Genomic DNA, 25,893 nt, shown 5'->3' on the forward strand with positions numbered 1-25,893 from the left:
GTCATAACCGCACAGCGCGTGGCAGGCGCAGCAGGCCGGGCCGGGCGAAGGTCACGAGATTGCCCAGCAGGACCAGGATGATCCCCAGCGTCATGCCCGACGTCCAGCGCGTTCCCTCGAACAGGATCGATATCGCCAGCGCCACGACAGGCGACAGGATGGTGGTATAGGCCGCCCGGTCGGCACCGATCCGGTGGACCAGATGCAGATACGCCAGGAACGCCACCACCGATCCGGGCAGCGCCAGATAGAGCAATGCCCCGATCCATGCCGGGTCGGTCGAACCCGCCAGGGATTCGCCACCGGCAACAAGGCGCACGGCAAGGAACACACAGCCCCAGGCCATGCCGCGAAAGATCGCGTTGGGCAGGTCCACGCCAGCCATCACCACGCGACGCGACACCATGTTGCCGCAGGAAAACAGGGCCGTTCCCGCCAATGCCAGAAGCGCCCCGGTCCGCGAGATCCCGCCTGCCCCGGCCATGCCGGTCATGAACACGATGCCCAGAATCGCGATGCAGCCGCCGGCAATACCGCGCAGGCTGGGACGATGGCGAAAGAACAGCCACTGGTTCAGGGTATTGAACAATGTCGCGAGGCTGAAAATGACCGACACCGTGCCGCTGGCCAGGTAGGTCTCCGACCCGTAGATCGCCAGGAAATTGCCCGAGAACATGCACGCACCCATCAGGGCCAGCCAGGCATGCAGCCGCAGGGGCACCCGACGCAGACGCCCGGCCAGGCCCAGCCAGCCCCCCAGTGTCAGCGATGCGATCAGGAAGCGCCAGAAGATCGCGGTTTCCGGCGGCGTGCTGCCCACCTGCACGTGGATGGCGAACCATGTCGTGCCCCAGATCAGCACGACGGCGAAAAACAGCACACCCAGCATGTGACGCCTTATCCTTGGAACAAGATCATGACCGGGCCGGCGGCCCTGCCTCGCGCACTCTAGCGAAGCGCGCCGGTCCCGGAGTGGCCGCGCCTGTCAGAATCCTGCGCTTTGTTGCGATCCGGTTCGCGCGGCCACCTGTCCTGTCCGTGAGGACCCGCTCTATGATACCCTCTCCAGTCCCCACCCCCATGGCCGCTCGCGATGACACAACTGGCCGACCTGACGATCTTTCGCACCCTGCACGATACCGACGCGACGCTGCGCGCGTCGGCCCATGTCGGCGAAGGGCTGGCCGTTGCCATATGGGACCGCGACGAGGTCGCCCTGACGCGGTACGACACCCCCAACCATCATACGTTGAGCCTGTACCTGGAACACGGCGAAGGATTCCGGAAAAGGCTTGATCAAGGCTGGAAATGCAGCAATGGCGCGGGAGATTTGTGCCTGATGCCCGCACGTGCCACCAGCGACTGGGACGTCAGCGGGCCGATCCGGATGTTCCATCTCTATATCGCGCCGCACGCTTTCGACCGTGCGACATCCGAAATGTTCGACCTGGACCCCGCCCGCATAAGCCTGCGCGAGGATGCCTATTTCCGCCATGCCGGGATCGAGGCGAAAATCCGTTCGGCCATTCTGCCGCGACACTGGGCCCAGCCGGCGGACCGTGTCGCGGTGACACAGGCGGGAATGGACCTGCTGTCCTATCTTCTGGCACACATGACCGACCGGCGGCTGGACCTGCCACGACGGGGCGGGCTATCGGTCGCGGCCTTCCGCCGGGTCCGCGCCCTGATCGACGCCGAGATGGACCGGGCCCTGTCCATCGACGATCTGGCCATGGCCGCGGGGCTGAGCAGCTTTCATTTCGCACGGGCCTTCCGCCAGTCGCATGGCGAGACCCCGCACCAGTTCCTGACGCGCCTGCGCATCGAACGCGCCCGGCATCTGCTACGCCTGGGCGAATCCCCGAAGCGGATCGCAGGCCTGTGCGGCTTCAGCAGCCATAGCCACCTGACGGCACGCTTCCGGGCGCTGACCGGCCTGACGCCCAGCGACTATGCCCGCCATTGCGGCCACCGGACGGATCCGGGACCCGGCGACGATCAGTTGATCTGATCCAGCAGCGGCTGGATTTCGGAGGCCGGACGGGGCCGGCAGATGAAAAAGCCCTGGATTTCGGAACAATTGATCTGCTTGAGGTAATCGAACTGTTCCTGCGTTTCCACGCCCTCGGCGGTGGCGACCACGTTCAGGCTGCCGCACAGGCTGGTAATCGCCCCCACGATCGCCGCCCCGTCGCCGACACCCTGGCCCAGTTCGCGGACGAAGCTGCGATCGATCTTGATCCGGGTAAAGGGCAGGCTCTGCAGGAAACTGAGCGAGGAATACCCCGTTCCGAAATCGTCCAGCGCGATCTTCACGCCCATCTCGCGCAACTGCCGCAGCACCCGTGCCGCGCGCGGCACGTCGTCGATCATCGCGGTTTCGGTAATTTCCAGTTCCAGGCGCCCGGCATCCAGCCCCGACCCCAGAAGCGCCTGGGCCACGGTTTCGACCAGTCCGTCATGCCGGAACTGCGCCGCCGACACATTGACCGAAACGACGATATCCTCCGGCCAGGCAGACGCCTGACGGCATGCGGTGTTCAGCGTCCAGACGCCGATATCGTACATCAGGCCCATGCCCTCGGCCACCGGGATGAAGTCGCCCGGCGGGATCAGGCCACGGACGGGATGCATCCAGCGGATCAGCGCCTCGACACCCACGATGCGATGGGTCCCGATATTCAGAAAAGGCTGGTAGAACAGGACGAATTCATCCTGCGCCAGCGCACGCTGCAGGTCGCGTTCCAGGTCCATGCGTTTCTGGCGCATGCGGTCCATGACCGGATTGTAGAACCGGATTCCCTCGCCCTTGCCGTCCTTGGCATACTGAAGCGCGATATCGGCGTTCCACATCAGGGTATCGCGATCGCTGCCGTCGGCGGGAAAGCGCACCACGCCGATCCCGACCCCGACCGTGACGTCGTGGCCCAGGACCGACATCGGGCGCGACAGGACGCTGCGCAGATGCTGCGCGTGCGCCCAGATCATGTCGCTATCCTGTTCCGCCCGCATGACCAGCGCGAATTTATTGCCCCGGATGTGGGCGGCGACGTCGTCCGGCTCCATCAACCGGCGCACCCGGTCGGCGACGAGGCGCAGCAATTCGTCCCCTGCCGCGTGGCCCATGGTGTTGTTGATGCGCTTGAAGCCGAACAGGTCGAAATACAGGACCGTAAAGCGTTCCGACGGCCGTTCGCACAACATCTGGAGATGCGTCTGCAATCCCGGGAGGTTGGCAAGACCCGTGACATCGTCATGCTGTTCCAGAAAGCGCGCGCGGCTTTCCGACCGGCGCAGGTCCGTCAGGTCCCGGCACAGCAGCAGCCGGCGCCCATCCGGCAGCCCGGTCCAGGACAGGCGCAGCGACCGCCCCTGCCGCAGGATTTCGGTCGTCCAGTCGCACGCACCGTCCGCCGTCCGCGCGGTATCGCCGGACAGCACCGCCATGATCGCCCGGGCCTGGGTACCGGGCCACAGCAGGTCATCCGGCAGGGCAAGCGTGCTCCCGAACAGGTCATTGCGATAGAGCAGGCCGCAATCCGCCCCGAACAGGGCGATGCCGTCGGGAATCCGGTCCAGGACCGGACGCAGCGCCGGATCGGCACCCTGCGCCGGCCCACCCGCCGCCGACACATCCTGCACCACGACGACGGCCGCCGGCATGTCCGCCAGGATCGCGCCGATATGGCGGGAATGGTCCAGGGCATGACATTCGATGCGGGCGTGGAACCGGGTGCCGTCCCTGCGGGCGATCAGTTCGACCCGCTCGGCCTGTCCCTGGACCGGAAGGGCGGCCCCTGTTTCCCCGGCGCCCCGGCACGGCGAAAACAGCGCGGCCAGAGGACGGCCCAGCATGTCGTCGGCCGTATAGCCCGTCAGGTTGCGGGCGTCCGCGCCCCAGGCCGCGACACGGCCCGATGGGTCGAGAAGACAGACGAACCGATCAGACATGATCGGGACCACGGCGAAAGTGCCCGGCATGACACCGGAGAATTGCGAGGAATCCGTCAGAAGCGCCATGTCTCGCCATTCAATTCAGACTCCGCCGAACCGCTGAAGAAATATCCACCTGTCATGAAGGGTCCGGCGACCGGTACTGGTCCGAAAAATGGGAAGGAAACGAAGCAGGAAAAACGTTCCGCAGCCGGCCGCCGGCACACGGACCGCGATGCCGTCCACTGGCCCGTCCGGGCAACGATTCATCACCCAGGACAATATCATGACGAAACGTTACGGAGAATATGCCAGATCAGTCAATACGATAAAGCAACCTCCTCCGCGTCAATCACCGAACACGACCGTCTTGTTGCCGTTCAGGATCACACGATCATCTAGGTGATAGCGTACGGCGCGGGCCAGGACGCGACGTTCGATGTCACGCCCCTTGCGCACCAAGTCGGCGGGCGTATCGAAATGGCTGACGCGTTCCACATCCTGTTCGATGATGGGGCCTTCATCCAGGTCGGCTGTCACGTAATGCGCCGTCGCCCCGATCAGCTTCACCCCCCGCGCATGCGCCTGGTGATAGGGCCGCGCGCCCTTGAAGCCCGGCAGGAAGGAATGGTGGATGTTGATGCACCGCCCCGACAGCCGCGCGGTCAGGGAATCCGACAGGACCTGCATATAGCGGGCCAGCACCACCAGTTCGGAATTGGTCTGCCGCACCAGGGTCCACAGGCGCTCTTCCTGCTCGGCCTTGTTGTCGCGCGTGACCGGCAGGTGGTGGAACGGGATATCGGCCATGTCGATATGGCCATAGGCCGCGCGCGGATGATTGGCGACGATGGCCGTCGGCGTCATCGGCAGCTCGCCGATCCGCCAGCGGTACAGCAGGTCGGCCAGGCAGTGGTCGAATTTCGAGACCATCAGCAGGACGCGGCGGCGCACCGCGCGGTCATGCAGGGTCCAGTTCATGTGAAAGCGTTCGGCCACGGCACCCAGCCGCGCCCGCAGCCAGTCCAGGCGCTCGCCGTCCGTACGAATACTGAAGACGACGCGCATGAAGAACAATCCGGTTTCGACGTCGTCGAACTGCTGCGCCTCGGTAATATTGCCGTCGGCTTCGTACAGCGTGGTGGCGATCGCCGCCACGATGCCCGGCCGGTTGGGACAGGACAGCGTCACTGTAAAGCTTGCCGGAACCTGATGATGGGTCATGTCGGACAATCCACGGGCACGCGCCAGCCTGGTCCGTCCAGCCTGGTCCGTCACAATAGGCGCCGGCCGCCGGAACTCAAGCCCGCCCCTACGGACCTGCGCCGCGCACCGCCCTCCATGCGGCCTCCAGCGCGTCGGGCATGGTATCGCAGAACGCGCTCCAGTCCGGCGCGTCGCCGGGGGCGGCGTCGGCCCCCCCGATCGCGGCGCGCCAGCGCAGGGCCCCATGCGGATCGGCCGTCTTCTCGATCCGCACGATCCTGTCGTCGGGGATGCGCGACAGCAGCCGGGCCAGCCGGCGTTCGGGCGTCATCGGCGTCGCATAATTATGGGACATCGGGGGCCTCCTGCATTCCAGAGTGGCCCGCGCACGGCGGACGGCGCAAGACGAACAGCCATTCCCCGGTTGCATTCCGCAGGCCGAACGGCTTCAACACCAACATACCTCAATCCACCAGCAGGCCCGCCCCCAGGTCAAGGAAGCCCCGTGTCCCCCTTTCCCGGATTACTGCCCGACGAGCCGGTCGACACCGTCGCCCACCTGATCCAGACCGCCCTGACCCCCATCTTCATGCTGTCGGGGATCGGGACGCTGCTGAACCTGTTCAATACCCGCCTGGCGCGCGTGTCCGACCATATCGAGAAGGCGAACGAGACGCTGGAGCAGACCAAGACGCCGTCCGAACGCCGGCACCTGCACCGGCACCTGGGCCATCTGCACCGGCGCACGCTGCTGCTGGATGCCGCCATCCTGCTGGGCGCGGTCGGCGGCGCGTCGGCCTGCGGCGCGGCCTTCGTGCTGTTCCTGGGCAGCCTGCGGGATTCCTCGGTGGCATCGTGGCTGGTCGTGATGTTCGGCGTGGCGCTGTGCTGTACCGTGGGGGCGCTGGCCATGTTCCTGTGCGACAGCCTGCTGGCGTGGCATGGGTTGCGGATGACCACATCCTGGGCACGATCGATCAAGCCGAAGATCTAGACGACCGCGTCGAAGCACGAATTTTTCATTACAAACGCATAAGATCAATAAATGTGCACAATGCCCATTTATTGATCATTTCTTCCGTCGAACCCTGATGATCTCCCCACGATCGCATAGAAACGCGTCACGATTCAGCACGGCGTGTTTTTCGACTCCAATCAATAAACATTCTCATGTTCAAAGAATGAACAGAATATTCGTTTATTGTTTACTATGCATTTTCCAGTCACCTGCCTCCCTCTTCTTTCCTGTTGCGTGGGGCAGGAATTCGGTGTTGGTTCCGCCCGAAACCAACCCATAGGATTTTGGATAATGCTTATTCAGGAAATCGGTAATCTGGTCGCCCACTCGATGGACGTCGCGTCGGTCCTGCCGATGGTCGCCTTCCTGCCGCTGGTTGCCGCGCTGATGGTCGCCACCGCCGTCGCCGACCGGATTGCCTGACGCCGAGCTTTCCGCCTACGGCGTGCCGTCAGCCGGATCGACGGCGTAGTCGGACAGGTTCATGTCCCGATGCACCACGCCGCGGGCACGCAGGAATGCCATGAACGCCCGATAGCGCCGCGCATTCAGGACCGAGGGCTGCTTGCAGACGCGCGACAGGGTCGCCGTCCAGGCGGCACGGTTCAGCTTCGTATCCAGTTCGGGATGCTCCCGGACGGCCTGGGCCAGGATATCGTCCGGATGGTTCAGCAGGACGTTCGTCCCCTCCTCCAGCGCGTCCATGAAGCGGACGATCCTGGGGTCATGGGCATGGTCGCGCGCGGCCAGGAAGATCAGTTCGTCATTCAGCGGCACGCCATGTTCCTCGGGATAGACCGCGCCGGGGGCGAATCCCTTCTGCCGCAGGTCGATCAGTTCATAGGTGCGCGTCGCCCCGATCACGGCATCGACCGCGTGTGACATCAGGGCCTGTTCCAACTGGAAATTGACGTTGACCTGATGCACGTCGGACAGGGACAGCCCGACCGACCCCAGCATGGCCGCCAGCACCGCGTCGTCGACCCCCGCCATGGAAATCCCGATCGTCCTGCCCTTCAGGTCCTTCAGGGAATGAATGTCCGGCCCGGTGATCAGCGTATCCAGCGGCGTGTCGATCAGCGTGCCCACCCGCACCAGCGGAATCCCCTGCTCGGCCAGCATGCCCAGCTGCGTTTCGTAGGACACCGCCAGATCCGCCTGCCCCGCCGCCACCAGCCGCGCGGGGGACCCGGGATCGGACGGGGCGATCAGGTGCACCTGCAATCCATGCCGGCGGAACGCGCCGCTATAGTCGGCCGCCAGAAGCGCCGCGTGATCGGCATTCAGGAACCAGTCGAGAATGACCGTCACCGTGTCCGGCACCTGGGCACGGGCTGGAGACAGGACGGACAGGGACAGGACCGCCAGACCTGTCAACACGCGCAGCAATCCGGTCACGGCGTGAGTCCTTATCCTCGGGGTGCAGGGCATCATGCCCTGCCGGGTCCGGGCACAGCCCGGCTTTTTTATGGGGGTGTCGGTCCAAACAGCCCGATATCGAGATGCTTGCCCGTCGAATAATTCAGCCCCGCGACGCGGCCGAATTCGATCACGTTCAGGCCGTCCCGCCGCAGGCGCGCGCGAAAGGCCGGTTCGTCGCGGCGGTCCACCAGCGCCAGGCCGCAGGCCCGGTTGTCGCGCAGCAGGTCGGCCGCGGCAACGGGATCGACCAGCGCCGTATTCTGCCCCACCAGGAACACCAGGCTGGGTTCCGAGAACGAGGGCGAGGCCACGATCGTATCCGGGCACGGCCGGTAATCGTCCACCAGCGCGGCCAGGCGCGGACTGAGCCAGATCGCCTGCAGGTTCGGGATCACGGTCACGAACAGGCCGACATGGATGATTACCGCCGCCGCGACCGCCGCCATGGCGGCCCGCAGGGGCTGGCGCCCCACCAGCAGCCAGGCGGACACCAGCACCAGCGGCAACGCGCCCAGCGGCACGATCAGCGCCGCGGGCTCCACCCGATGCTCCAGCCGCCACAGCAGCACAGGCCCCGCCACGGACAGCGCGACCCCCAGCACCAGCCACAGCACGCCGTACACCGCCAGCACCACCCGGCCCCACAGCGCGGCCGGCCATGACCAGCGGTCGGGCATGGTCATGATCGCCGCCGCGGTCAGCATCGCGATCGCCGGATAGGTGGGCAGCACGTAATGCGGCAGCTTGGTCGCGATGGCTTCGAACACCAGCCAGTGCGGCACGATCCAGCACAGCAGGAAACGCACCGGCGGCGCATGCCGCCGGGCCCAGACGAAGGGCAGCGCCATCGCCGCGAAGATCGAGCCGGGCCAGAAGGCGATGGCGAACGCCAGCAGGTGATACCCGGGCGGCAGGCCGTGCGCCTGCTGGCCATGGGCCACCTTGCCGAGGAAATTGGTTCCCACCGCGCGCGAGAAGAAATCGCCATGGCTGACGACCCCGATCGCGACGCACCAGGGCAGGACGATCGCCAGCATCACCGCCCAGCCCCACGCGGGCCGCAGCCGGTGCCACCAGTCGATGCGCCGTTCCACCAGCGCCAGCGCCAGCGGCGTGCCGAAGCCCGGGATCAGCACCACCGGCCCCTTGAGCATCAGCCCCACCCCCAGCGCCGTCCAGTACAGCAGCGCGGCCGAAAGCGGCGTCGGCCGGTCGCGTTCACGGTCCAGATAGGCGCGCAGGAGCCCCGTCTGCGCCAGCAGCACCGCCAGCAGCAGGGTGGTGTCGATGGTGGCCATCCGGCCCTCGGCCGTCGTCAGCACCGACACGGCGAGCAGTCCCGCCGCCAGCAGACCGCTGGCCGGACCGAACAGGGTGGCGCCGATCCAGGCCGTCAGCACCACCACGGCCGTCACCGCCAGCAGCGACGGAATGCGATAGGCCCACACCGCATGCTGGCGCAGGGTGCCGGTGGCGGCGACCGAGGCGGCCTCCAGCCAGTAGATGCCGGCGGGCTGCAGATAGCGCGGCTGGTCCTGGAACCGGACATCGATGAAATTGCCGCTGCGCAGCATCTGCGCGCTGGCTTCCATATAGCGCGGCTCGTCCCGGTCCAGGGGCGGCAGGCTGGCCCGCCCGGGCAGGAAGATCATGAACGTACACAACGCCAGCATGACGTAATGCCGCAAGGTCAGCCGCGTCATCCGCCGCGCCCTAGCGTTCGGTGATATGATGGGGAAGCCGTGTGCGGTTGTTCAGCCACATCACGCCCAGAAGGTCGCGGATACCGACCAGCGCGCGGTTCAGGTTGGTGTATTTGGAATGCCCGTGCAGACGGTTGCGGTGCCGCACCGGCCGGCACAGCAGGGGCACGCCCTGCCGCCCCAGCAGCGCGGGCAGGAAGCGATGCAGCCCCTCGAACTGCGGCAGGCGCAGGAAATCCGCGCGCAGGAATACCTTCAGCGGTGCGCCGGTATCGGGGCAGCCGTCGCGCAGCAGCCGGCCGCGCAGGCCGTTGGCAAAGCGCGTCGCAAACCGGCGCGACAGCGTATCGCGGCGCCGCAGCCGGACACCCACGACCAGCGGCGCGCGGCCCGGCGCATTCCGCGCCAGGTCCAGCATATCGGCGATTTCCGAAGGATCGTCCTGCCCGTCGCCGTCGATCGTCGCGATCCAGCGCCCGTGCGCGGCCTCGATCCCCGTACGCAGGGCGGCGGATTTTCCAAGCCGGCGATCGTGGCAGAGGACCCGCAGGCCGGGCAGCACACCCTCGGCCCGGGCAGCCAGCAGGGCGTCCACGGTGCCGTCGGTGCTGCCGTCATCGACGAAGACGACTTCGCACGGCGGCAGGGAGCGGAGCGATTCGGCCAGTTCGGCACAGACGGGCCGAATGTTCTCCGCCTCGTTCAGGACGGCCGCCACGATCGAAAGGACGGGCTCCGAACGATCAGGGGATGAGGACACGGTCAGAAGGGCGACCCCGGTCAGGCGGCGCGGTGGGACAGGGCCGACGGCAGGTCGGCGATCGCCCGATCGACGATCGCATGGTCCGCGCCGGCCGGAAGCGCCGTGGCCAGCACATCGCGCGTGGCCTGGATCGCCACGTCGATCGCGACCTGCCGGACCTCGCGCACCGCGCTGCGTTCCGAGGCCGCGATGCGGTCACGGGCCATCTGTTCGCGGCGGGTGGCAACGGCTTCGGCCTCGCGACGGGCCTCGTCGGCAATGCGCGCGGCCTCGATCAGCGAATGCTCGACCAGGGCGCGGGCCTCGACCATCGCGGTTTCACGCTCGCGGGTCGCGTCTTCCAGCATCTGCTCGGCCTCGCGACGCAGGCGCGCGGCCTCGTCCAGGTCGGCGCGGATGCGGTCGGCGCGGCTGTCCAGGGCGGCGGCCAGCGGCGTCCAGAGCTTCTTGCCGAACAGGACGAAGAAGAGGACGAAGGCGACGGCCGACCAGAAACGGGGTTCATGCAGCATGGTCTTGGACCTGTTCCTTTGCGTCCGCGATCAGAAACCGTGCGCCGTCGCGGCGTCGTCGACCCGGCGGGCCAGTTGGTCGGCCGGAACCGACGTGCCGGACAGCTGATGAACCAAGGCCTGCGCGGTATCGTCCGCGATCTGGCGCAGCGACCCCAGGGCCGCGGCGCGCGCCGCGGCCACCCGGGCCTCGGCATCACGGATTTCCGCCGCGAGGCGGGCATTCATGTTCTGTGTCTCGTGAAGGGCGGCGAGACGGGCGTCCTCGACCACCTTTTCGACATTGGCCTGCGCTTCGGCCATCGCGGCGCGACGGGCCTGGTGCAGTTCGTCCACCGCCGCGTCGGCTTCATCCTTGGCGCGATGGGCGATATCCAGGTCGTTTTCGATCGTCTGGCGCCGGTTGGCCAGCACCCGGTCAACCTTCGGCAGGGCCGAACGGCTGAGCAGCAGGTAGAGGACCAGGAAGATCACGCCACCCCAGACCACCTGACCGATGATCAGGGGGTTGGCAAAATCAAGCTGCGGCATGCCCACGGCGCGCGCGCCCGGCGCGGCCATCGCCATAACGGGCAGGGCCAGCGCGGACGACGTCAGGAGCGACGCCGCCTTGCGGGTGATCGACACCGCGGAACGTGCCATTTCGGCCTCCGTTCTTAGACGAACAGGATCAGGAAGGCGATGAGCAGGGCGTACAGGGCAACGGCTTCCGTCAGGGCGAAGCCCAGCATGCCCAGGCCGAACACGTGCGGACGCGCGGCCGGATTGCGGGCGATGCTGCTGACCAGCGTGGAGAAGATGTTACCCAGGCCGATGCCGACGCCGGCGAGGGCGATAACGGCGATACCGGCACCAATTTCCCGGGCTGCAGCGATGTCCATAGCGAGGCTTTCCTTGGTTGTTCAGGCGTTCAAAGAGGCTGGGGATACGTCGCGATCAGTGCGCGACCGCCTCCCGCAGGTAGATGCAGGTGAGAATGGCGAAGACATAGGCCTGCAGCGCACCCACTAGCAATTCAAGTGCCATCAACGCGACATTGATGACCACCGGCCCGACGGCGAGCACGTCGCCGAACAGTCCGAGCCCGGCCAGCATGATCGTGAAGGCGGCGAACATTTCCAGCATCACGTGACCGGCGACCATGTTGGCGAACAGACGGATCGACAGGCTGACGGGACGGGAAAGGAATGAGAGGATTTCGATCGGCACCAGCAGTGGGGCCAGGGCGACGGGCGCCCCCGCCGGCATGAAATGCGCGAAGAACTTCGGGCCCTGCGCCTTGAGCGAGACGATGACCGCCAGCACGAACACCAGCAGCGCGAGCGCGAGCGTCACGGCGATATGGCTGGTAAAGGCGAACGAGAAGGGCAGCAGGCCGAGATAGTTGCCGGCCAGGATGAAGAAGAACAGCGTAAAGATGAACGGGAAGAACGCCCGACCCTCGGGCCCGATCGTGTCCACCGCCATGTCATGGATGAAATCGTAGCAGATTTCCGCCGCCGCCTGCAGGCGGCCGGGCACGATGGCGGCGGGACGCATGCCGACATACAGGAACGCCAGGACCAGGACGGACGCCACGATCATCATGACGGGCGACTGGCTGAAGCGCAAGGATTCGCCCAGTCCGCCCAGGACGGGATGGAGTTCGAACTGACCCAGTGCGTCGATGGTGGATCCAGCCGCCAACTTCGTCTTCCCTCTACCGCGCCGGCCCGCCTACGGATCCGGCTTGTCCCCCGGCGTGTCCATGGGCCTGACCAGACGCCAGACATTCAGCACACCCGCAGCACCGCCCAGGAACGAGAACAGGATCAGGAAAGCCGGACGGCTGCCCAGCCATCGATCCAGCCCCCACCCGACCGCGACGCCGACCACAAGGGCGGAGACCATCTCGGTGCCAGCCCTGAGGGCGAACCCCAGGACAGACATGTCGCTGCCCTGCGTCGTCGCCCCCTGCGTCTCCCGGCCGGAAATATTCCGGTCCCGGGCCTGCCGCAGGCGCGCGTCGAAGGACTGACGGGAACTGTCCGTATCCTTACCCAAAATTCACACCTCCAGGCAGGTGCAGGCGCTAGCTAACGACGCGGCATGAGGCTGTCAAGCGACCGGTCGTATTTGATATTGGGGAAAACAGGGATGTTCCGTCCCGGGTTGCATGCATTCGTGACGTATATGCATTCATAACATAACTGTCATGCCGCGAACGCATAATTGTGTCACGGGTGGGCACTCGCCCCCGGGATCTCGTCATAGGCCGCGCTGCCGGGGAAGGCGCCGGGCATCGGCGCGTCGGGAGGGGCGACCCGCATGGTCTGCCCGGCCGAGGGCCCGATGTCGCGCGCGTCGATCGCCGTTCCCAACGCGCCGGTGCTGCCGTTGCCCACGGCATAGAGCGGACGGCCGGGCTGCAGCCAGGCGGCCAGGCGCGCGGCCTCGGCCGCCGTCAGGTAAATGGCGCTGTGGTCCTGCATCACCGCGCCGATCAATTGCCCGTGCAGGCTGTAGAGCGGCGCGCGCACCGTGCCGTCCACCACGATGTCCGGCCCGCTGGTGGGCGTGGGCAGGCGGACCGAGACGGCCCCCGCATCCTCGATACGGCGGCCGCGCGGGCCATCGACCGCATAGGCCCGCACGATCGGCAGGGTACGGCCCCGCAGGCCGCTGACCGAAACCCGGTCGCCCGGCTTGACCAGCCCGGCAATGGCCAGCCCGAGTTCGTGCGAGCAGAGGATTTCCGTCCCGTCGGTCAGGATCAGCCCGTCCACGTCACCCGCCGGCGTGGGCAGGTAATGCGCGACCGTGCCCGAGGTGACGGGAAGCGGGGAAAAGTCGTAGGCCGAAACCGGCTGCCCCGTGGACACCGCGGCAGCGGGCGCTGCGGCGGGACGCGCGGGCGCGGCCGACGGCCGGGCGGCCGCCGATCCGGCCAGCAGGACGGACAGGCCGGCCGCCACCGGAAGAAGGGGGAAACGGCGGAACATATCCTGGAACATTTCCATGCCTGGTCTCGTCTCTGCGTGGTCGTCGTGCGTGGGGCGGAACAGTCAAGTCGATCCCGCCCGGCGCGACAATCCCCGCTTGCGTCGGATCAGTGCCGGAAGTGGCGCATACCTGTGAACACCATGGCGATGCCCGCCCGGTCGGCGGCGGCGATGACCTCGTCATCGCGGATCGATCCGCCCGGCTGGATCACCGCCGTGGCGCCGGCCGCGATCGCGGCCTCCAGCCCGTCGGCGAAGGGGAAAAACGCGTCCGACGCCACCACGCTGCCCGTCGTCAGCGGCTGGTCCAGGCCGGCGGCCCGGGCGGCTTCCGCCCCCTTGATCGCGGCGATGCGCGCCGAGTCCACGCGGCTCATCTGCCCCGCGCCGATGCCGGCGGTCGCCTGGCCCTTGGCATAGACGATGGCGTTCGACTTCACATGCTTGCCGACGCGGAAGGCGAAGATCAGATCCGCCATCTCGGCCTCGGTCGGGGCGCGGCGGGTCACCACCTTCAGGCCGGCGGGGACGATCCGGCCATTGTCGCGGGTCTGCGCCAGGAAGCCGCCGGCGACCGAACGGATGGCCACCCCGCCCACGGACGGGTCGGGCATCGCGCCGGTCAGCAGCAGGCGCAGGTTCTTCTTCTTCGCCAGGATCGCCTGGGCCTCCTCCGTCGCGTCGGGGGCGACGATGACCTCGGTGAAGATGGCCGCGATGCGCGCGGCGGCGTCGGCGTCCAGCGTGCGGTTCAGCGCGACGATGCCGCCGAAGGCCGAGACCGGATCGCAGCGCAGCGCCAGGTCCCAGGCCGCCGACAGCGTATCGGCGGTGGCGACGCCGCAGGGATTGGCGTGCTTGACGATCACCACCGCCGGGCCGTCGAATTCCGCCACGGCCTCGAACGCCGCATCGGTATCGTTCAGGTTGTTGTAGGACAGGGATTTGCCCTGCACCTGGCGGGCGGTGGCCACACCGGGCCGGCTGCTGCCGTCGGCATAGAAGGCCGCCTGCTGGTGCGGATTTTCGCCATAGCGCAGGCTTTCGCGGCGCAGGCCCGCGACGGCCAGGCGTTCCGGCAGCACGTCGCCGCGCTGCACGGCGAACCACGCCGCGATGGCGGAATCATAGGCGGCGGTGCGGGCATAGGCCGCGCCGGCCAGCGCGCGCCGCGCCGCAAGCGTGGTGCCGCCCTGGGCCAGCGCGTCGATCACCGCGCCGTACTGCGCCGGATCGGTCAGCACCACGACATGGCCGTGGTTCTTGGCCGCCGCGCGGATCAGGGCGGGGCCGCCGATATCGATGTTCTCGATGCAGTCCTCTTCCCCCGCGCCGGAGGCCACCGTGGCCTCGAACGGGTAGAGGTTCACCGCGACCAGGTCGATCGGCGCGATCCCGTGTTCGTCCATCTGCGCCAGATGGGCCGGCAGGTCGCGGCGGCCCAGGATGCCGCCATGGATCTGCGGCACCAGGGTCTTCACCCGCCCGTCGAGAATTTCGGGAAAGCCGGTATGGTCCGACACCTCGGTCACCTTCAGTCCGGCCTCGCGCAGCGCACGGGCCGAGCCCCCGGTCGAGAGGATTTCCGCCCCATGGGCGATCAGGGCGCGGGCGAGGTCGAGCAACCCCGCCTTGTCGGAAACGGAAATCAGGGCGCGGCGGACCGGCACGGGCGTCTGGGTCATCGCGGGAAGCGACCTTTCACATGGACGGGCGGCAAAGCCCGCGTCCTTATCCAACCTGGACCACGGGAGCAAGGCTGGGCATGATGCCCCGCACCCCGAACGATTGGGTTTCCAAAGGGCTCGGCCCTTTGGCGGGTCAAGGGCTGAGCCCTTGTACACACGCCCGAATGTCCTCGACCAACCCCGGCAGAACAGACAACGCCATCCCGTCCAGACTGACAACCGGACGCACCGACAGGCTGTTGACCAGCACCACACCCCCTGCCCCCCGCAGATCGTCGGGTATCAGCGAGGCCTCCTCCACCATGCAAGCCGCCAGCAGCACGGCGCGAGCGATCCCCGGCAAGGCGCCGTCGCCGACCGGCGGCGTGACCAGGCGCCCCTGGTGATGGACCAGCACCGTGCTGACCGTGCTTTCGGCCACCCGCCCCGCCGCGTTCAGCAGCAGCGCGTCATCCGCGCCGCGCTGTTCGGCCTCCAGCCGGGCCAGGATGTTGGGCAGGTAATTCAGGCTCTTGACCCGCGAGAGCGGGGATGCCGCATCCCGCCGGACGCGGGTGCTGACCACCAGGCGGGCCGGTCCCGGGGCGGGCGCCGGGGGAAAGGGCACGATCAGCAGGCTGGGTTGCGGAGAGGCGGGCGGGAACAGGCCGCGCGGGCCGCAGCCGCGCGTCAGAGTCAGGCGCAGCGCGCCTTCGGCCAGCGCATTGTGCCGCACCACCTGGCGCAACGCGTCCTCGATCCGGTCCAGGTCGGGGCCCGGAAACATCAGCAGGTCCGCACCCTGGCACAGCCGGTCGAGATGCCGGGCCAGATGGGCGATGCGCCCCCCCGCGACGCGCATCGTCTCGAACAGTCCGTCACCCAGGGTCAGGCCGCGATCGGCGGGATCGATCCGCGCCCGGTCCGCCGGGACCAGCCCGTCATTCAGCCACAGCATCGTCATGACGCCATCCCGGCCGGCTCGGCCCCGAACAGGGCCAGCAGCGGCGCGATCTTCAGGCACATTTCCGCATATTCCCGCCCGGGGTCCGACAGGATCGTGATCCCGCCCCCCGCCGCCGCCACGATCGCATCCGGCGTCGTGGCCAGGGCGCGGATGACGACCGAACTGTCCATCGCGCCATCGGTGCCGATGCGAAAGACCACCCCGCAATAGGCCTGCCGCGCCGACGATTCCAGTTCGTCGATGATCTGCATCGCGCGGTGCTTCGGCGCGCCGGTCACCGATCCGGGCGGCAGGGTGGCGCGCAGCAGGTCGATGGCATCCCGTCCCGGGGCCAGGGTGGCCGTGACCTCGGACACCAGGTGATGGACATGGGTGAAGGTCTCCACCGACAGCAGTTCCGGGACACCGACGCTGCCGATCCGCGCGACACGACCCAGATCGTTGCGCATCAGGTCCACGATCATCAGGTTTTCCGCCCGTTCCTTCTCATCGGCCGCGAGTTCGACACGGCGGGCGGCATCCTGTGCCGGGGTGGCGCCGCGCGGGCGGGTGCCCTTGATCGGCCGGGTGCGGGCCACCCCGTCAGGGCCGAGATGCACGAACCGCTCCGGCGAGGCCGACAGCAGGCCGAAACCCGGCCCGCAGGCCAGCCACGCCCCGAACGGCGCGGGCGAGGCCCGGCGCAGGGCCCGGTAGATGGCGCCGTCCGTCAGGCCGGGCGGGCGGCGGGCGGCCATGCGCCCGGTGATGTTGACCTGGAAGATGTCGCCCGCCGCGATCCGCTCCACCGCGCGCGCCACCGCGGCGGCGTACTGCCCCGGCGCCTGGTCGGCGGCGAAGGCCAGGCGCGGCAGGGCGGCGGGGGCCGGGGCCGGCTCCATGGCCGCCCACGCGGCGCTTACGTCGGCGATCAGCCGGTCCGGATCGGGGCGGATCGTCGCCAGGTAGGCGCGCCGCCGCACACGGTCGAACAGGACGGCATGGTCATAGAACCCCGCCGCCAGGTCCGGCTGGGCCGGATCGGCCACGTGGCGGGTCGCGATCCCTTCGAGGCGCCGCCCCACCCCGTACCCGGCGAAGCCGATCACCCCGCCCGCGAACGGCAGGGCCTCGCCGGATGCGGTCACGGGCGGCGATCCGGCCGGCGGCAGCAGGGCGCGCAGGGCCGCCAGCGGATCAGATGCCAGCGGGGCCCCGCCGTCCCGCCATTCAAGGACCTGGCGCGGCCGGCGGCAGAGGATGGTCCAGCGCGCGCGCGGCCCCGCCGGCCCGCCGCTGTCCAGGCAGGCCAGCCACGGTTCGTCCCGCCACGCCCACAGCACGTCATCAGGGTCCCGCCACGGCAGTTCGACGGCGTGAAGGTCCCCGATGCCAACCGGACCATCCATGACCGCTACCCCCCCGCGGCGAAGGCGTCGATCAGGGACAGGACTTCGGCCACGTCCGGGGATTCCATCACGCGGTGGGCCAGCCGTCGGCAGTCCTCGAACGACAGGGCGCGCACCCTGCGCTTCACCCGGGGCACGGCGGAGGCGGTCATCGAGAAGCTGCGCAGGCCCAGCCCGACCAGCAGCGGCACCACCCGCGGATCGCCGGCGATTTCCCCGCAGATCGAAATCGGACGATACTGGCGCAGCGCGGCCTCGGTCACCGTCTGGATCAGGCGCAGCACGGCGGGATGCAGCGGCTGGTAGAGGGACGCGACATCGGCCAGGGCGCGATCGGCCGCCAGCGTGTACATCGTCAGGTCGTTGGTGCCGATGGCCAGGAATTCGGCTTCCTGCGCCAGCGCATCGCCCATGATGGCGGCGGCCGGGGTTTCGACCATGATGCCCAGCGGCGGCAGGCTGTCACCCAGCTTCACCCCCCGGCGGCGCAGGCGGCGCGCGACGCGCTGATAGATGTCGCGGGCCTCGCGCAGTTCCGGGACGGTCGTGACCATCGGCAGCATGACGCGCATCGGCCCGGCGGACGACGCCTTCAGGATCGCGGCGAACTGGGTTTCCAGGATCGCGGGATGGCGCAGCAGCAGCCGCAGGCCGCGCACGCCCAGCGCCGGATTGACGTTGTCGCCGTCACGGTCCAGCCCCGCGCGGTTCAGGGCCTCGCTATGCTTTTCGCCGCCCCAGTCCACCACGCGGATGGTGGTGGTATCCCCTGCCATCGCGGTGATGATTTCGGAATAGATCGCGGCCTGGCTGTCCTCGTCCGGCATGGTTTCGGCATTGATGAACAGGAATTCCGTGCGCAGCAGGCCGATGCCCGACGCGCCGGACTGCGCGATCAGCGCCAGTTCGGCCGGCAGTTCCAGATTGGCCTGCAGATGCAGCTTCTCGCCGCTGGACAGGCGGGCCGGCAGGCGGCGCAGCCGGCCCAGCGCCTGGCGTTCGCGCGCATGTTCGGCCACCCCGCCGCGCGCCGCCGCCAGCGTATCCTCGGTCGGGTCCACCACCACCAGCCCGGCGGTGCCGTCCACCACCACGGTGGCCCCCTCGCGCACCCGCGCCATCAGCCCGTGGGCGGCCAGCACGGCGGGAATGCCCAGGGCGCGCAGCATGATGGCGGTGTGGTCGGTGGCGCCCCCTTCCTCGGTCGCGACCGCGACGATGCGCGACGGGTCGATCAGCGCCGCATCGGCGGGGCGCAACTGTTCGGTGACCAGCACCGCGCCCTCGGGAAGCGCGCTGAACGAGCGAAAGGGCATGCGCCCCAGGTTGCGCAGCAGCCGCCGGCCGATTTCGCGGAATTCGCCCGCGCGGCGCTGGGCGGCGGCGGCGTCCTCGCCCTCGGGCACCGGGGCGTCGGCCCCGCCCAGCAGGGCCAGGGCCAGGCTTTCGGTTTCCTGCCGGACGGCGGCTTCGGCTGTCAGTCCGTCCTGGACGATGCGGCGGCGGATGCCGCGCTGCAGGCGCGACGGGCCGAGCATCCGGCGATAGACCTCCAGCAGCGATCCGATTTCGATCTGGCTGTCCTCGGGCAGCACCGCCAGGCGGTCGCGCAGGCGTTCGACCTGCCGCACCGACCGTTCCACGGCCTCGGCCAGGCGCTCCAGCTCGGGTGCGGGGTCGGCGGCGCGGGCGTCGGGATCCATATCCGGCGCCGGGCTTTCCAGCGCCACCGCCGCCGGGCCGATGGCGATGCCGCGCACCGTGGCATCGCCGGACAGCCGGTGTTCCGCCCGCGTTCCCCGCCGGCCGGCAGCCCGCCGGCGCGGCGCGGACGAGGGGCCGGCGGCGTCAGTCGTCTTCATGGAAGCCCGCCTCGATCAGGGCCACCAGGGCCTCGATCGCCGCATGGGCATCCCATCCCGTGGCCATCAGGGTAATGGATTCCCCCCGACCGGCCCCCAGCATCATCAGGCCCATGATCGAGCGCGCCGATACGGTCTGGTCGGCCCGCGTGACCTCGACATTCGCGTCGAACTGCTCGGCCACCGTCACCAGCTTGGCCGCCGCGCGCGCATGCAGCCCGCGACGATTGACCATGGTCAGGGTCACGGACAGGACATCGGGGTCCTGGGGGTCCAGCCCGCCAGGAGCCGACATGCCGGGCGAGGACATGCCCGGTCAGCCCATGGCGACCCGCCGCGGCGCAGGACGGTACAGCGCCTGCGGCGGCATGTCGGCGGGGCGTTCGCCCAGCAGGCAGCTCCGGGCGCCCCCCAGGCATTGCGGCGGCAGGTGCGAGGCGGTGGAGATGTATTTGCGGCCCGCGCCCTCGGCCAGGTCCGCGCATTCCTCCAGCGTGTGGCCGTTGCGGATCTGCGCCAGCTTGACCATCATCGGCACGTTGACGCCGGCCAGGACTTCCACCCGGCCCGCTTCCATCGTGGAAATGGCGAGGTTCGAGGCCGTGCTGCCGAACATGTCGGTCAGCAGCAGGACGCCATCACCCGTATCGACGCCGGCGATCACCGATTGCAGGTCCGCGCGTCGCAGGACGGGATCGTCACCAGCCTCGATGTTCAGGGTAGCCAGTTGGGGTTGCGGCCCCACCACGTGCTCCATCGCGCGTTTCAGCGTGTCGCCGAGCTCGCCATGGGTGACGAGGACCATACCAATCATGAGGAATACTGCCCTTCCACCACGTCCGCCGCGTGCTCCCTCGGTCGGCTGGCCCAGCGCCAGCTAGATCGCCCCTGCCGGGCCAGTTCGCGGTGCATGACGATGATCGGCCACGCACCCTGAGCATCCGCGCCGCCCGACTGCACATCGGTCGGGGCCGCGCCCTTTTCAATATGGGCAGGTTTCCCGGGGCTGTCGCATGTTCCACCGGGTTCCGCAAGATTTTTGGCCGCAAGGCGCCGCGCCAGCGCCTCGACCAGCGTGACCGAGCGATGGCGGCCGCCGGAACAGCCGATGGCGATGGTCGCGTATTTCTTGCCCTCGCGCACGAAGCGCGGCAGCACCAGGCCCAACATGCCGTCGATCTGGTCCAGGAAGCGCGGATAATCGGGGTCGGACGCCACATAGTCCGCCACCGCCTGGTCCAGCCCATTCCGGACGGACAGGTCGGGATCGTAATAGGGGTTCCGCAGGAACCGCGCGTCGAACACCATGTCGGCCTCGCGCGGCAGGCCGGCGGGAAAGGCGAAGGACATCAGCGCGACGGTCAGCCCTTCGGCCATGCGGTCATGGCGGGGGGCGAAGCGCATTTCCACGACCTGCCGCAGTTCGGGCGGCGGCAGGTCGGAGGTATCGATCACCATGTCGGCGGCGGCCCGCAGCCGCGCGGTCAGTTCAATTTCCGCCTCGATCCCTTCCTTGACCGTACCGCGCATGGCCAGCGGGTGCCGCCGCCGCGTGGCGGTATAACGGCGCAGCAGCACGCTTTCCTCGGCCGTGGCATAGATCAGCTCGGCCTGCAGGTCGGGATTGACGCGCAGCCGCCCCAGGGCGGCCAGCACGGCGGCGGCGTCGAAGCCCCGGGTGCGGGAATCCACCCCGATCGCGACCGGCTGTTCCGCGCGGGTCACGATCTCGTCCATCATGCCCAGCGGCGGATTGTCTATGACCTCGTATCCCAGATCCTCGAGAATGCGCAGAATCGAGGATTTTCCCGCCCCGGACAGACCGGTGACCAGCAGGATGCGACGCGGCGCCGGTACTCCGTCATGTGAAGAATCCGTCACGGGAAATCCTGGCTGAACAACGGGCCGGACAGTTCCGGACCCGAGAACAGTCGCCGCACCGCAAGGGAATGATGCGTCAACGTCCATCTGACACCCAAAGCACCGCCATGAAAAGGACACACAGGCATCACATCGGCATCACATCTGCTCGGACGTTAAAATTTTGCAACGTCCATGCTGGCAGTCAAGAGCCAGATTGACCCGCGCCACCGCCGAGGCCAGCGCCGGATCGAGCCGGATTTCAGGCAGGCCGGTCACCGGATCGTGCGCCGGCAGGGGCAACCGGTCGGGCCGGTCGTCCGGTCCGACCAGCCGGACCACCAGCACGGGCCGCGCCCGCGCCAGGAAGGGCATGCGCACGATGCCCATGCCCCGGATCTCGATCAGACCGGCCAGGGCAGCGGGGGCCGAGGCCCAGCCGCCGGCCAGGTCCACCCGGTCGTCGGCCACAAGGTCGTAGCCCGCATCGACCAGCCGCAGCAGCAGGTCGGACTTGCCCGCCCCCGGCGGCCCCAGCAGCAGCACGCCCTGGCTGTCCGTTTGGTGGCCGTCTACCCCCCGGGGGCCGCGCCTAGCGGCACAGCCGGCATGAATCTGATTCTTCTGCGATGGATACGGTTCCATGATTCCTCGAAATCGCCTTGCCGGGGTTGAATTTTATCGTGAACACAATATGACACTTTTGTTATTTTCAGGTTCGTTATTGATACATCCGGCGAAGGAGCATCGCGCACCGCATGATGGGACAGGACATCCATGTTCGGCACCTGACAGGGATCGACCCCACGACCGGGCGTCCGGCCCCCAACCTGGTCGAGCAATGCCGCATCGCCCTGGACCATGGCGCGGCCATCCTGGCGCGCGACGGATATGCGATGCAGGACGTGACCCGCATTGTCTTCATGCTGCGCGATACAGATGCCTTTTCCACCTGTTTCCCGCTGCTGCGCGAGGCCTTCGGAACCGGCCGCCCCGCGACGACGCTACGCCGGGTGCCGGGCTTCACCGACGCGGCGACGTTGATCGAGATCGAACTGGTGGTCAGTTCGGCGGCAGATTGAACCGTTCGTTCTTTTCTGAACGAAGGCTTCCTTTCCTTCAAAACGAGAGACCATTCCGGACAGACCACCATGACAGATGTCATGCCCGGCACCTGACACCCGGCAATTCCTCGCCAGGACCACGTCCTCCACACTCGAACACCGAGGAGGACCCCATGACACAGCCACCACCGGCCTGCCTGTCGGCCGTCACGAAACGACTGGTCGGCAAGACCGTACTCTGCGATTTCAGCCTGACACTCGGGGCCGGCGAGGTCACGGCCCTTCTCGGCCCCAACGGCGCCGGCAAGACCACCGGCATCGGCCTGCTGACCGGCCGTCTGCGCCCCGACGCGGGTCAGGCCCGCCTGTTCGGTCTCGACCCCGCCCGGGCCGCCGCCCGCGCGAGAATGGGCGTCATGCTCCAGGCCGCCGGCCTGCCGGACGCCATGACCGTCGCGGAACTCGTCACCCTCCAGTCCGGCTATTACCGCCGTCCGCGCCCCGTCGCCGAGACACTTGCCCTCGCCGGCTTGTCCGATCTCGCCCACCGCCGCTGCGCCGCCCTGTCGGGCGGCCAGGCCCGCCGCGTGCAGTATGCGCTCGCCATCTGCGGCAGGCCCGACCTGCTCATTCTCGACGAGCCCACCGCCGCCATGGATCGCGCCTCCGCCCGCGCCCTGTGGAGCACCGTCCGCGATGCCGCCGACGACGGGGCCGCGATCCTGCTGACCAGCCACGACCTGGCGGAAGCCGACGCCCTCGCCGACCGCGTCGTCGTCATGAATGCCGGTCAGATCGTCGCCGACGATACCCCGGCCGCCCTGCGCACCCGCACCGGCGGCTCGGTCATCCGCTGCCGGTCCGCCCTTCCGCCCGCCATCGCCGCGACGCTCCCCGCCGTGCGCGAGGCCGTCCGTGACGGCGCCGACCTCCGCCTCGTCACCGCCGACGCCGTCGCCACCGCACGCGGCCTGTGCGACCGCGACCCGGCCCTGGCCGCCCTGCGCATCCACGACGCCACGCTCGAAGACGCCATCGCCATCCTCCTCACCCCGGAAAAGGGCCTCGCCGCATGACCGACCTCGCCTTGCCCGCCGGCATCTATGGCCGCGAATGCGCCGCCGAGCTGAAACGCTCCTGGCGCCTGCCGCAATTCATCGTCCCGACCGTCCTGACCCCCGCCGCCTTCTACGCCCTGTTCACGCTTGCCATCCCCGCGCACCCGTCGCCATCGGAAGCCACCGCCACCCTGGCGACCTATGGCGTCTTTGCCGCCATAGGTCCGGCGCTGTTCGGCTTCGGCGCCGGCATCGCGTCGGAACGCGAACAGGGGCTGATCGAACTCAAGCGCGCCTCCCCCATGCCTGCCGGGGCCTATGTCGCGGCGAAACTCGTCGCCACCCTTGCCGCCACGGCCGCCGCCATCATGCTGATCGACGCCCTCAGCCTGATTGCCGGTGTCAGGCTGACCGCCGCGCAATGGGGCGCCCTGACACTGCTCCACCTCGCATCGGCCATCCCGTTCGCCCTGGTCGGCTTCGGAATCGGCATGCGCATGAGCGCAAAGGGGGCGGTCGCACTCGCCAATGTCCTGTTCCTGGGGTCCGCCATCCTGGGCGGCCTGTGGTTTCCCTCGCAGTTACTGCCGGGGTGGATGCGCGCCATCGGCGAGGTGCTGCCCTCGTACCACCTGGGGCAACTGGCCCGCTTCCTGGTCGGCGCCGACACGATCGGAACCGTCGCCACGCACGCCGCCGCCCTGCTGGCCATGACAGCCGCCGCCTTCCTCTGGGCCCGGGCCGGCTGGCGCAGGAGCGCCGCTTGACGCCCGCCCCCGCCACACGCAACGATCCGACGATGCACACACGGGGCGAGCGCTGGTGGGAGGGGCCATGGCCCTGGCTCGTCTACCTGATCTTCTACGTCCTGCCCTGGGCGTGGGAGCCACCCCATGCGACCGACCTGATCGCCTCGGCCATCGGGCTGGCCGTGTTCCTGCCGGTGTATTTTGTCAGTCACCGCCTCACCGACCTGCCGCTGCTGGCCTGTGCCGGCATCATGCTGGGCATCGGCATCGCACTCGCCCCGTTCGGCAGCTGGACCGTCTTCCCGATCTACGCCAGCGCCGTGGCCGGCCACCTGCGACCCGTCCGTTTCGCCGTCGCGACAGTCGCGGCCATTGCCGTCGCGACGGCATTGGCCGGGCTGGCCTGGCACCAGCCCGTGCTGTGGTGGTTCCCCGGAATCCTGCTTGTCATCATCATCGGCGGCAGCACCATGTCGCGGGTGGCCTTCCATGAACGCACCCAGGCCCTGCTGGCCAGCCAGGAAGAAGTCCGCCGCCTTGCCGGGACGGCCGAGCGCGAACGCATCGCGCGTGACCTGCACGACGTCATCGGCCGCGCTTTGACCCTGACCGCGCTGAAGGCCGACCTCGCCGCCAGGCTCGCCCCCCGGGACGCCGAGGCCGCCGAAGCCGAGATGCGCGCCGTCGCCGCCCTGGCGCGCGAGGGCCTGGCCGAAATCCGTGCCGCCCTGGCCGGACACGCCGGAGGAAGCCTGGCGCATGAAATCGCCGCCTCCACCGCCGCCCTTGAAGCCGCGAACATCGCCTCGACCCTTGCCGGGGACCCCGCCGCCATCCCCGCCGATGCCGGCGCCGTCCTCGCAATGACCCTGCGCGAAGCCGTCACCAACGTCATCCGCCACGCCGAAGCCACATGTTGCGTCATTCAGCTGGACCATCACGACGGCACCGCCCGCCTGTCCGTATGCGACAACGGCCACGGACGCAGTTTCACGGAAGGACGGGGCCTGACCGGAATGCGCCAGAGGCTGGCGGCCGCGGGCGGCGCGCTGGCCTTTCAGCCCGGCACGCCGGAGGCCGGCAGGCAGGGCATCCGGCTTGTCGCCACGGTGCCCGCATGATCCGTCTTGTCATCGCCGAAGACCAGACGCTCGTGCTCGGGGCCATCGCCGCCCTGCTGGAACTGGAAGACGACCTGACCATCATCGGCCGCGCGAAGGACGGAACGGCGGCGCTGGACCTTGTCCGCACCCTCGTCCCCGACATCCTGCTGACCGATATCGAAATGCCGGGCCCGAGCGGCATCGACGTCGCGCGGGATATCGCCGCGGCCAGCCTGCCGACACGCACGATCATCGTCACCACCTTCGCGCGCCCCGGCTACCTCGCCCGCGCCCGCACCGCCGGAGTACGCGGCTACCTTCTGAAGGACGCCCCGGTGGAACAGCTTGCCGCCGCCATCCGCACCGTCGCCACGGGCGGGACCTTCATTCCCCCCGACCTCATGGCCGCCGCCTGGGACGCCGGCGCCGACCCGCTGACCGCCCGCGAACGCGACGCGCTCCGCCTTGCGGAAGAAGGCCTTTCCAACAAGGACATCGCCCGCCGCCTGGGCCTGTCGCCCGGCACCGTGCGCAACTACCTCTCGACCGCCGCTGGCAAGCTCAACGCCGCCAACCGCATCGAAGCCGGGCGGATCGCCCGCGCCAACGGATGGCTGTAGATGTCGGCAAGGACCTT

At 68.6% G+C, this 25,893-nt stretch carries 29 protein-coding genes; 8 read left to right on the forward strand and 21 right to left on the reverse strand.

All coding sequences use genetic code 11. The features are described from left to right. Window position 1: 1 nt before the first annotated feature. A complete protein-coding gene (locus GDIA_RS09475; RefSeq protein ID WP_012224262.1) occupies window positions 2-889 on the reverse strand; it encodes a DMT family transporter in 888 nt (295 codons plus the stop codon). A gap of 204 nt (window positions 890-1,093) precedes the next feature. Here GDIA_RS09475 and GDIA_RS09480 point away from each other — a divergent pair, with 204 nt between their 5' ends. Beyond that, window positions 1,094-2,011, forward strand: a complete 918-nt coding sequence (locus GDIA_RS09480) for a helix-turn-helix domain-containing protein (RefSeq protein WP_012224263.1) — start codon at window positions 1,094-1,096, stop codon at window positions 2,009-2,011. Here GDIA_RS09480 and GDIA_RS09485 read toward each other — a convergent pair. From GDIA_RS09485 to GDIA_RS09495, 3 genes are all read right to left on the reverse strand, one after another. Further along, window positions 1,999-4,020: a putative bifunctional diguanylate cyclase/phosphodiesterase gene (locus GDIA_RS09485; protein WP_012554023.1), complete on the reverse strand. Its 2,022-nt coding sequence runs from the start codon at window positions 4,018-4,020 to the stop codon at window positions 1,999-2,001. The two genes, GDIA_RS09480 and GDIA_RS09485, sit on opposite strands and share 13 nt — an antisense overlap. 261 nt (window positions 4,021-4,281) lie before the next feature. Continuing rightward, window positions 4,282-5,157: a formyltetrahydrofolate deformylase gene (gene purU, locus GDIA_RS09490; RefSeq protein ID WP_012554024.1), complete on the reverse strand. Its 876-nt coding sequence runs from the start codon at window positions 5,155-5,157 to the stop codon at window positions 4,282-4,284. Between the two features lie 88 nt (window positions 5,158-5,245). Beyond that, window positions 5,246-5,494: a hypothetical protein gene (locus tag GDIA_RS09495; RefSeq protein ID WP_012554025.1), complete on the reverse strand. Its 249-nt coding sequence runs from the start codon at window positions 5,492-5,494 to the stop codon at window positions 5,246-5,248. A 150-nt stretch (window positions 5,495-5,644) separates the two neighbouring features. Here GDIA_RS09495 and GDIA_RS09500 point away from each other — a divergent pair, with 150 nt between their 5' ends. Both GDIA_RS09500 and GDIA_RS19785 read left to right on the forward strand, forming a co-directional pair. Further along, complete coding sequence (locus tag GDIA_RS09500; protein ID WP_012224269.1) at window positions 5,645-6,133, forward strand: DUF2721 domain-containing protein; 489 nt, start codon at window positions 5,645-5,647, stop codon at window positions 6,131-6,133. A gap of 315 nt (window positions 6,134-6,448) precedes the next feature. Continuing rightward, the gene (locus tag GDIA_RS19785; RefSeq protein ID WP_012554026.1) at window positions 6,449-6,580 is read left to right on the forward strand and encodes a hypothetical protein; all 132 of its coding nucleotides are present in this window, start codon (window positions 6,449-6,451) and stop codon (window positions 6,578-6,580) included. Between the two features lie 15 nt (window positions 6,581-6,595). On the opposite strand, the gene GDIA_RS09505 is transcribed toward GDIA_RS19785, so the two are convergent. The 17 genes from GDIA_RS09505 to GDIA_RS09585 all read right to left on the reverse strand — a co-directional run bounded on the left by GDIA_RS09505 (window position 6,596) and on the right by GDIA_RS09585 (window position 21,927). Continuing rightward, window positions 6,596-7,555, reverse strand: a complete 960-nt coding sequence (locus tag GDIA_RS09505; protein ID WP_012554027.1) for an ABC transporter substrate-binding protein — start codon at window positions 7,553-7,555, stop codon at window positions 6,596-6,598. A gap of 68 nt (window positions 7,556-7,623) precedes the next feature. Beyond that, complete coding sequence (locus GDIA_RS09510) at window positions 7,624-9,282, reverse strand: ArnT family glycosyltransferase (RefSeq protein WP_012224275.1); 1,659 nt, start codon at window positions 9,280-9,282, stop codon at window positions 7,624-7,626. A 10-nt stretch (window positions 9,283-9,292) separates the two neighbouring features. After that, a complete protein-coding gene (locus tag GDIA_RS09515) occupies window positions 9,293-10,042 on the reverse strand; it encodes a glycosyltransferase family 2 protein (RefSeq protein ID WP_012224277.1) in 750 nt (249 codons plus the stop codon). 20 nt (window positions 10,043-10,062) lie between these two features. Further along, a complete protein-coding gene (locus GDIA_RS09520; protein WP_012224279.1) occupies window positions 10,063-10,557 on the reverse strand; it encodes an ATP synthase subunit B in 495 nt (164 codons plus the stop codon). Window positions 10,558-10,587: 30 nt separating this feature from the next. Then, window positions 10,588-11,199, reverse strand: coding sequence for a F0F1 ATP synthase subunit B (locus GDIA_RS09525; protein WP_012224281.1), 612 nt, complete (start codon window positions 11,197-11,199; stop codon window positions 10,588-10,590). Window positions 11,200-11,213: 14 nt separating this feature from the next. Next, window positions 11,214-11,438, reverse strand: a complete 225-nt coding sequence (locus tag GDIA_RS09530; RefSeq protein ID WP_012224283.1) for an ATP synthase subunit C family protein — start codon at window positions 11,436-11,438, stop codon at window positions 11,214-11,216. Between the two features lie 55 nt (window positions 11,439-11,493). Then, on the reverse strand, window positions 11,494-12,243 hold the full coding sequence (locus GDIA_RS09535) for a F0F1 ATP synthase subunit A (RefSeq protein ID WP_012224284.1): 750 nt from the start codon (window positions 12,241-12,243) through the stop codon (window positions 11,494-11,496). Window positions 12,244-12,273: 30 nt separating this feature from the next. Next, window positions 12,274-12,600 (reverse strand): AtpZ/AtpI family protein, encoded by a 327-nt coding sequence (locus GDIA_RS09540; protein WP_012224286.1) that lies wholly within the window; start codon window positions 12,598-12,600, stop codon window positions 12,274-12,276. Window positions 12,601-12,773: 173 nt separating this feature from the next. Further along, the gene (locus tag GDIA_RS09545; protein ID WP_012554028.1) at window positions 12,774-13,556 is read right to left on the reverse strand and encodes a hypothetical protein; all 783 of its coding nucleotides are present in this window, start codon (window positions 13,554-13,556) and stop codon (window positions 12,774-12,776) included. 89 nt (window positions 13,557-13,645) lie between these two features. After that, complete coding sequence (gene purH, locus GDIA_RS09550) at window positions 13,646-15,223, reverse strand: bifunctional phosphoribosylaminoimidazolecarboxamide formyltransferase/IMP cyclohydrolase (protein ID WP_012224290.1); 1,578 nt, start codon at window positions 15,221-15,223, stop codon at window positions 13,646-13,648. A gap of 136 nt (window positions 15,224-15,359) precedes the next feature. Then, window positions 15,360-16,169, reverse strand: coding sequence for an aminotransferase class IV (locus GDIA_RS09555; protein WP_012554029.1), 810 nt, complete (start codon window positions 16,167-16,169; stop codon window positions 15,360-15,362). Further along, complete coding sequence (locus tag GDIA_RS09560; protein WP_012224294.1) at window positions 16,166-17,560, reverse strand: anthranilate synthase component I family protein; 1,395 nt, start codon at window positions 17,558-17,560, stop codon at window positions 16,166-16,168. The genes GDIA_RS09555 and GDIA_RS09560 overlap by 4 nt, the downstream gene beginning before the upstream one ends. 5 nt (window positions 17,561-17,565) lie before the next feature. Then, window positions 17,566-19,422, reverse strand: a complete 1,857-nt coding sequence (gene ptsP / locus GDIA_RS09565) for a phosphoenolpyruvate--protein phosphotransferase (protein ID WP_012224296.1) — start codon at window positions 19,420-19,422, stop codon at window positions 17,566-17,568. Further along, window positions 19,409-19,732 (reverse strand): HPr family phosphocarrier protein, encoded by a 324-nt coding sequence (locus GDIA_RS09570; protein WP_012224298.1) that lies wholly within the window; start codon window positions 19,730-19,732, stop codon window positions 19,409-19,411. The genes ptsP and GDIA_RS09570 overlap by 14 nt, the downstream gene beginning before the upstream one ends. 6 nt (window positions 19,733-19,738) lie before the next feature. Next, entirely contained in the window at window positions 19,739-20,236 is a 498-nt protein-coding gene (locus tag GDIA_RS09575) for a PTS sugar transporter subunit IIA (protein ID WP_012224299.1), read from the reverse strand. Then, window positions 20,233-21,303 (reverse strand): RNase adapter RapZ, encoded by a 1,071-nt coding sequence (gene rapZ / locus GDIA_RS09580; protein ID WP_012554030.1) that lies wholly within the window; start codon window positions 21,301-21,303, stop codon window positions 20,233-20,235. The genes GDIA_RS09575 and rapZ overlap by 4 nt, the downstream gene beginning before the upstream one ends. 138 nt (window positions 21,304-21,441) lie before the next feature. Next, on the reverse strand, window positions 21,442-21,927 hold the full coding sequence (locus tag GDIA_RS09585; protein ID WP_012224304.1) for an HPr kinase/phosphorylase: 486 nt from the start codon (window positions 21,925-21,927) through the stop codon (window positions 21,442-21,444). A 113-nt stretch (window positions 21,928-22,040) separates the two neighbouring features. Between GDIA_RS09585 and GDIA_RS09590 the strand changes: the two genes are divergently transcribed. From GDIA_RS09590 to GDIA_RS09610, 5 genes are all read left to right on the forward strand, one after another. Further along, on the forward strand, window positions 22,041-22,364 hold the full coding sequence (locus GDIA_RS09590) for a RidA family protein (protein ID WP_012554031.1): 324 nt from the start codon (window positions 22,041-22,043) through the stop codon (window positions 22,362-22,364). Window positions 22,365-22,519: 155 nt separating this feature from the next. Beyond that, a complete protein-coding gene (locus GDIA_RS09595) occupies window positions 22,520-23,422 on the forward strand; it encodes an ABC transporter ATP-binding protein (protein ID WP_012224307.1) in 903 nt (300 codons plus the stop codon). Next, window positions 23,419-24,171 (forward strand): ABC transporter permease, encoded by a 753-nt coding sequence (locus GDIA_RS09600; protein WP_012554032.1) that lies wholly within the window; start codon window positions 23,419-23,421, stop codon window positions 24,169-24,171. Before GDIA_RS09595 ends, GDIA_RS09600 begins: the two co-directional genes overlap by 4 nt. Beyond that, entirely contained in the window at window positions 24,168-25,274 is a 1,107-nt protein-coding gene (locus GDIA_RS09605; RefSeq protein WP_012224309.1) for a sensor histidine kinase, read from the forward strand. Before GDIA_RS09600 ends, GDIA_RS09605 begins: the two co-directional genes overlap by 4 nt. Further along, window positions 25,271-25,876, forward strand: coding sequence for a response regulator transcription factor (locus GDIA_RS09610; RefSeq protein ID WP_012224310.1), 606 nt, complete (start codon window positions 25,271-25,273; stop codon window positions 25,874-25,876). The genes GDIA_RS09605 and GDIA_RS09610 overlap by 4 nt, the downstream gene beginning before the upstream one ends. Window positions 25,877-25,893 lie beyond the last annotated feature (17 nt).

This window comes from Gluconacetobacter diazotrophicus PA1 5 (assembly GCF_000021325.1).
GTDB classification, from domain to species: domain Bacteria; phylum Pseudomonadota; class Alphaproteobacteria; order Acetobacterales; family Acetobacteraceae; genus Gluconacetobacter; species Gluconacetobacter diazotrophicus.

Bases quoted from the DNA above. Each gene is read 5' to 3' on its own strand.
- GDIA_RS09610 (WP_012224310.1), top strand. From the start codon at position 25,271: ATGATCCGTCTTGTCATCGCCGAAGACCAGACGCTCGTGCTCGGGGCC.
- GDIA_RS09590 (WP_012554031.1), top strand. From the start codon at position 22,041: ATGATGGGACAGGACATCCATGTTCGGCACCTGACAGGGATCGACCCC.
- GDIA_RS19785 (WP_012554026.1), top strand. From the start codon at position 6,449: ATGCTTATTCAGGAAATCGGTAATCTGGTCGCCCACTCGATGGACGTC.
- GDIA_RS09545 (WP_012554028.1), bottom strand. From the start codon at position 13,556: ATGGAAATGTTCCAGGATATGTTCCGCCGTTTCCCCCTTCTTCCGGTG.
- GDIA_RS09520 (WP_012224279.1), bottom strand. From the start codon at position 10,557: ATGCTGCATGAACCCCGTTTCTGGTCGGCCGTCGCCTTCGTCCTCTTC.
- GDIA_RS09525 (WP_012224281.1), bottom strand. From the start codon at position 11,199: ATGGCACGTTCCGCGGTGTCGATCACCCGCAAGGCGGCGTCGCTCCTG.
- GDIA_RS09555 (WP_012554029.1), bottom strand. From the start codon at position 16,169: ATGACGATGCTGTGGCTGAATGACGGGCTGGTCCCGGCGGACCGGGCG.
- GDIA_RS09475 (WP_012224262.1), bottom strand. From the start codon at position 889: ATGCTGGGTGTGCTGTTTTTCGCCGTCGTGCTGATCTGGGGCACGACA.
- GDIA_RS09570 (WP_012224298.1), bottom strand. From the start codon at position 19,732: ATGTCCTCGCCCGGCATGTCGGCTCCTGGCGGGCTGGACCCCCAGGAC.
- GDIA_RS09575 (WP_012224299.1), bottom strand. From the start codon at position 20,236: ATGATTGGTATGGTCCTCGTCACCCATGGCGAGCTCGGCGACACGCTG.
- GDIA_RS09585 (WP_012224304.1), bottom strand. From the start codon at position 21,927: ATGGAACCGTATCCATCGCAGAAGAATCAGATTCATGCCGGCTGTGCC.
- GDIA_RS09480 (WP_012224263.1), top strand. From the start codon at position 1,094: ATGACACAACTGGCCGACCTGACGATCTTTCGCACCCTGCACGATACC.
- GDIA_RS09595 (WP_012224307.1), top strand. From the start codon at position 22,520: ATGACACAGCCACCACCGGCCTGCCTGTCGGCCGTCACGAAACGACTG.
- GDIA_RS09600 (WP_012554032.1), top strand. From the start codon at position 23,419: ATGACCGACCTCGCCTTGCCCGCCGGCATCTATGGCCGCGAATGCGCC.
- GDIA_RS09510 (WP_012224275.1), bottom strand. From the start codon at position 9,282: ATGACGCGGCTGACCTTGCGGCATTACGTCATGCTGGCGTTGTGTACG.
- GDIA_RS09485 (WP_012554023.1), bottom strand. From the start codon at position 4,020: ATGGCGCTTCTGACGGATTCCTCGCAATTCTCCGGTGTCATGCCGGGC.
- purU (WP_012554024.1), bottom strand. From the start codon at position 5,157: ATGACCCATCATCAGGTTCCGGCAAGCTTTACAGTGACGCTGTCCTGT.
- GDIA_RS09530 (WP_012224283.1), bottom strand. From the start codon at position 11,438: ATGGACATCGCTGCAGCCCGGGAAATTGGTGCCGGTATCGCCGTTATC.
- GDIA_RS09495 (WP_012554025.1), bottom strand. From the start codon at position 5,494: ATGTCCCATAATTATGCGACGCCGATGACGCCCGAACGCCGGCTGGCC.
- GDIA_RS09560 (WP_012224294.1), bottom strand. From the start codon at position 17,560: ATGGATGGTCCGGTTGGCATCGGGGACCTTCACGCCGTCGAACTGCCG.
- purH (WP_012224290.1), bottom strand. From the start codon at position 15,223: ATGACCCAGACGCCCGTGCCGGTCCGCCGCGCCCTGATTTCCGTTTCC.
- ptsP (WP_012224296.1), bottom strand. From the start codon at position 19,422: ATGAAGACGACTGACGCCGCCGGCCCCTCGTCCGCGCCGCGCCGGCGG.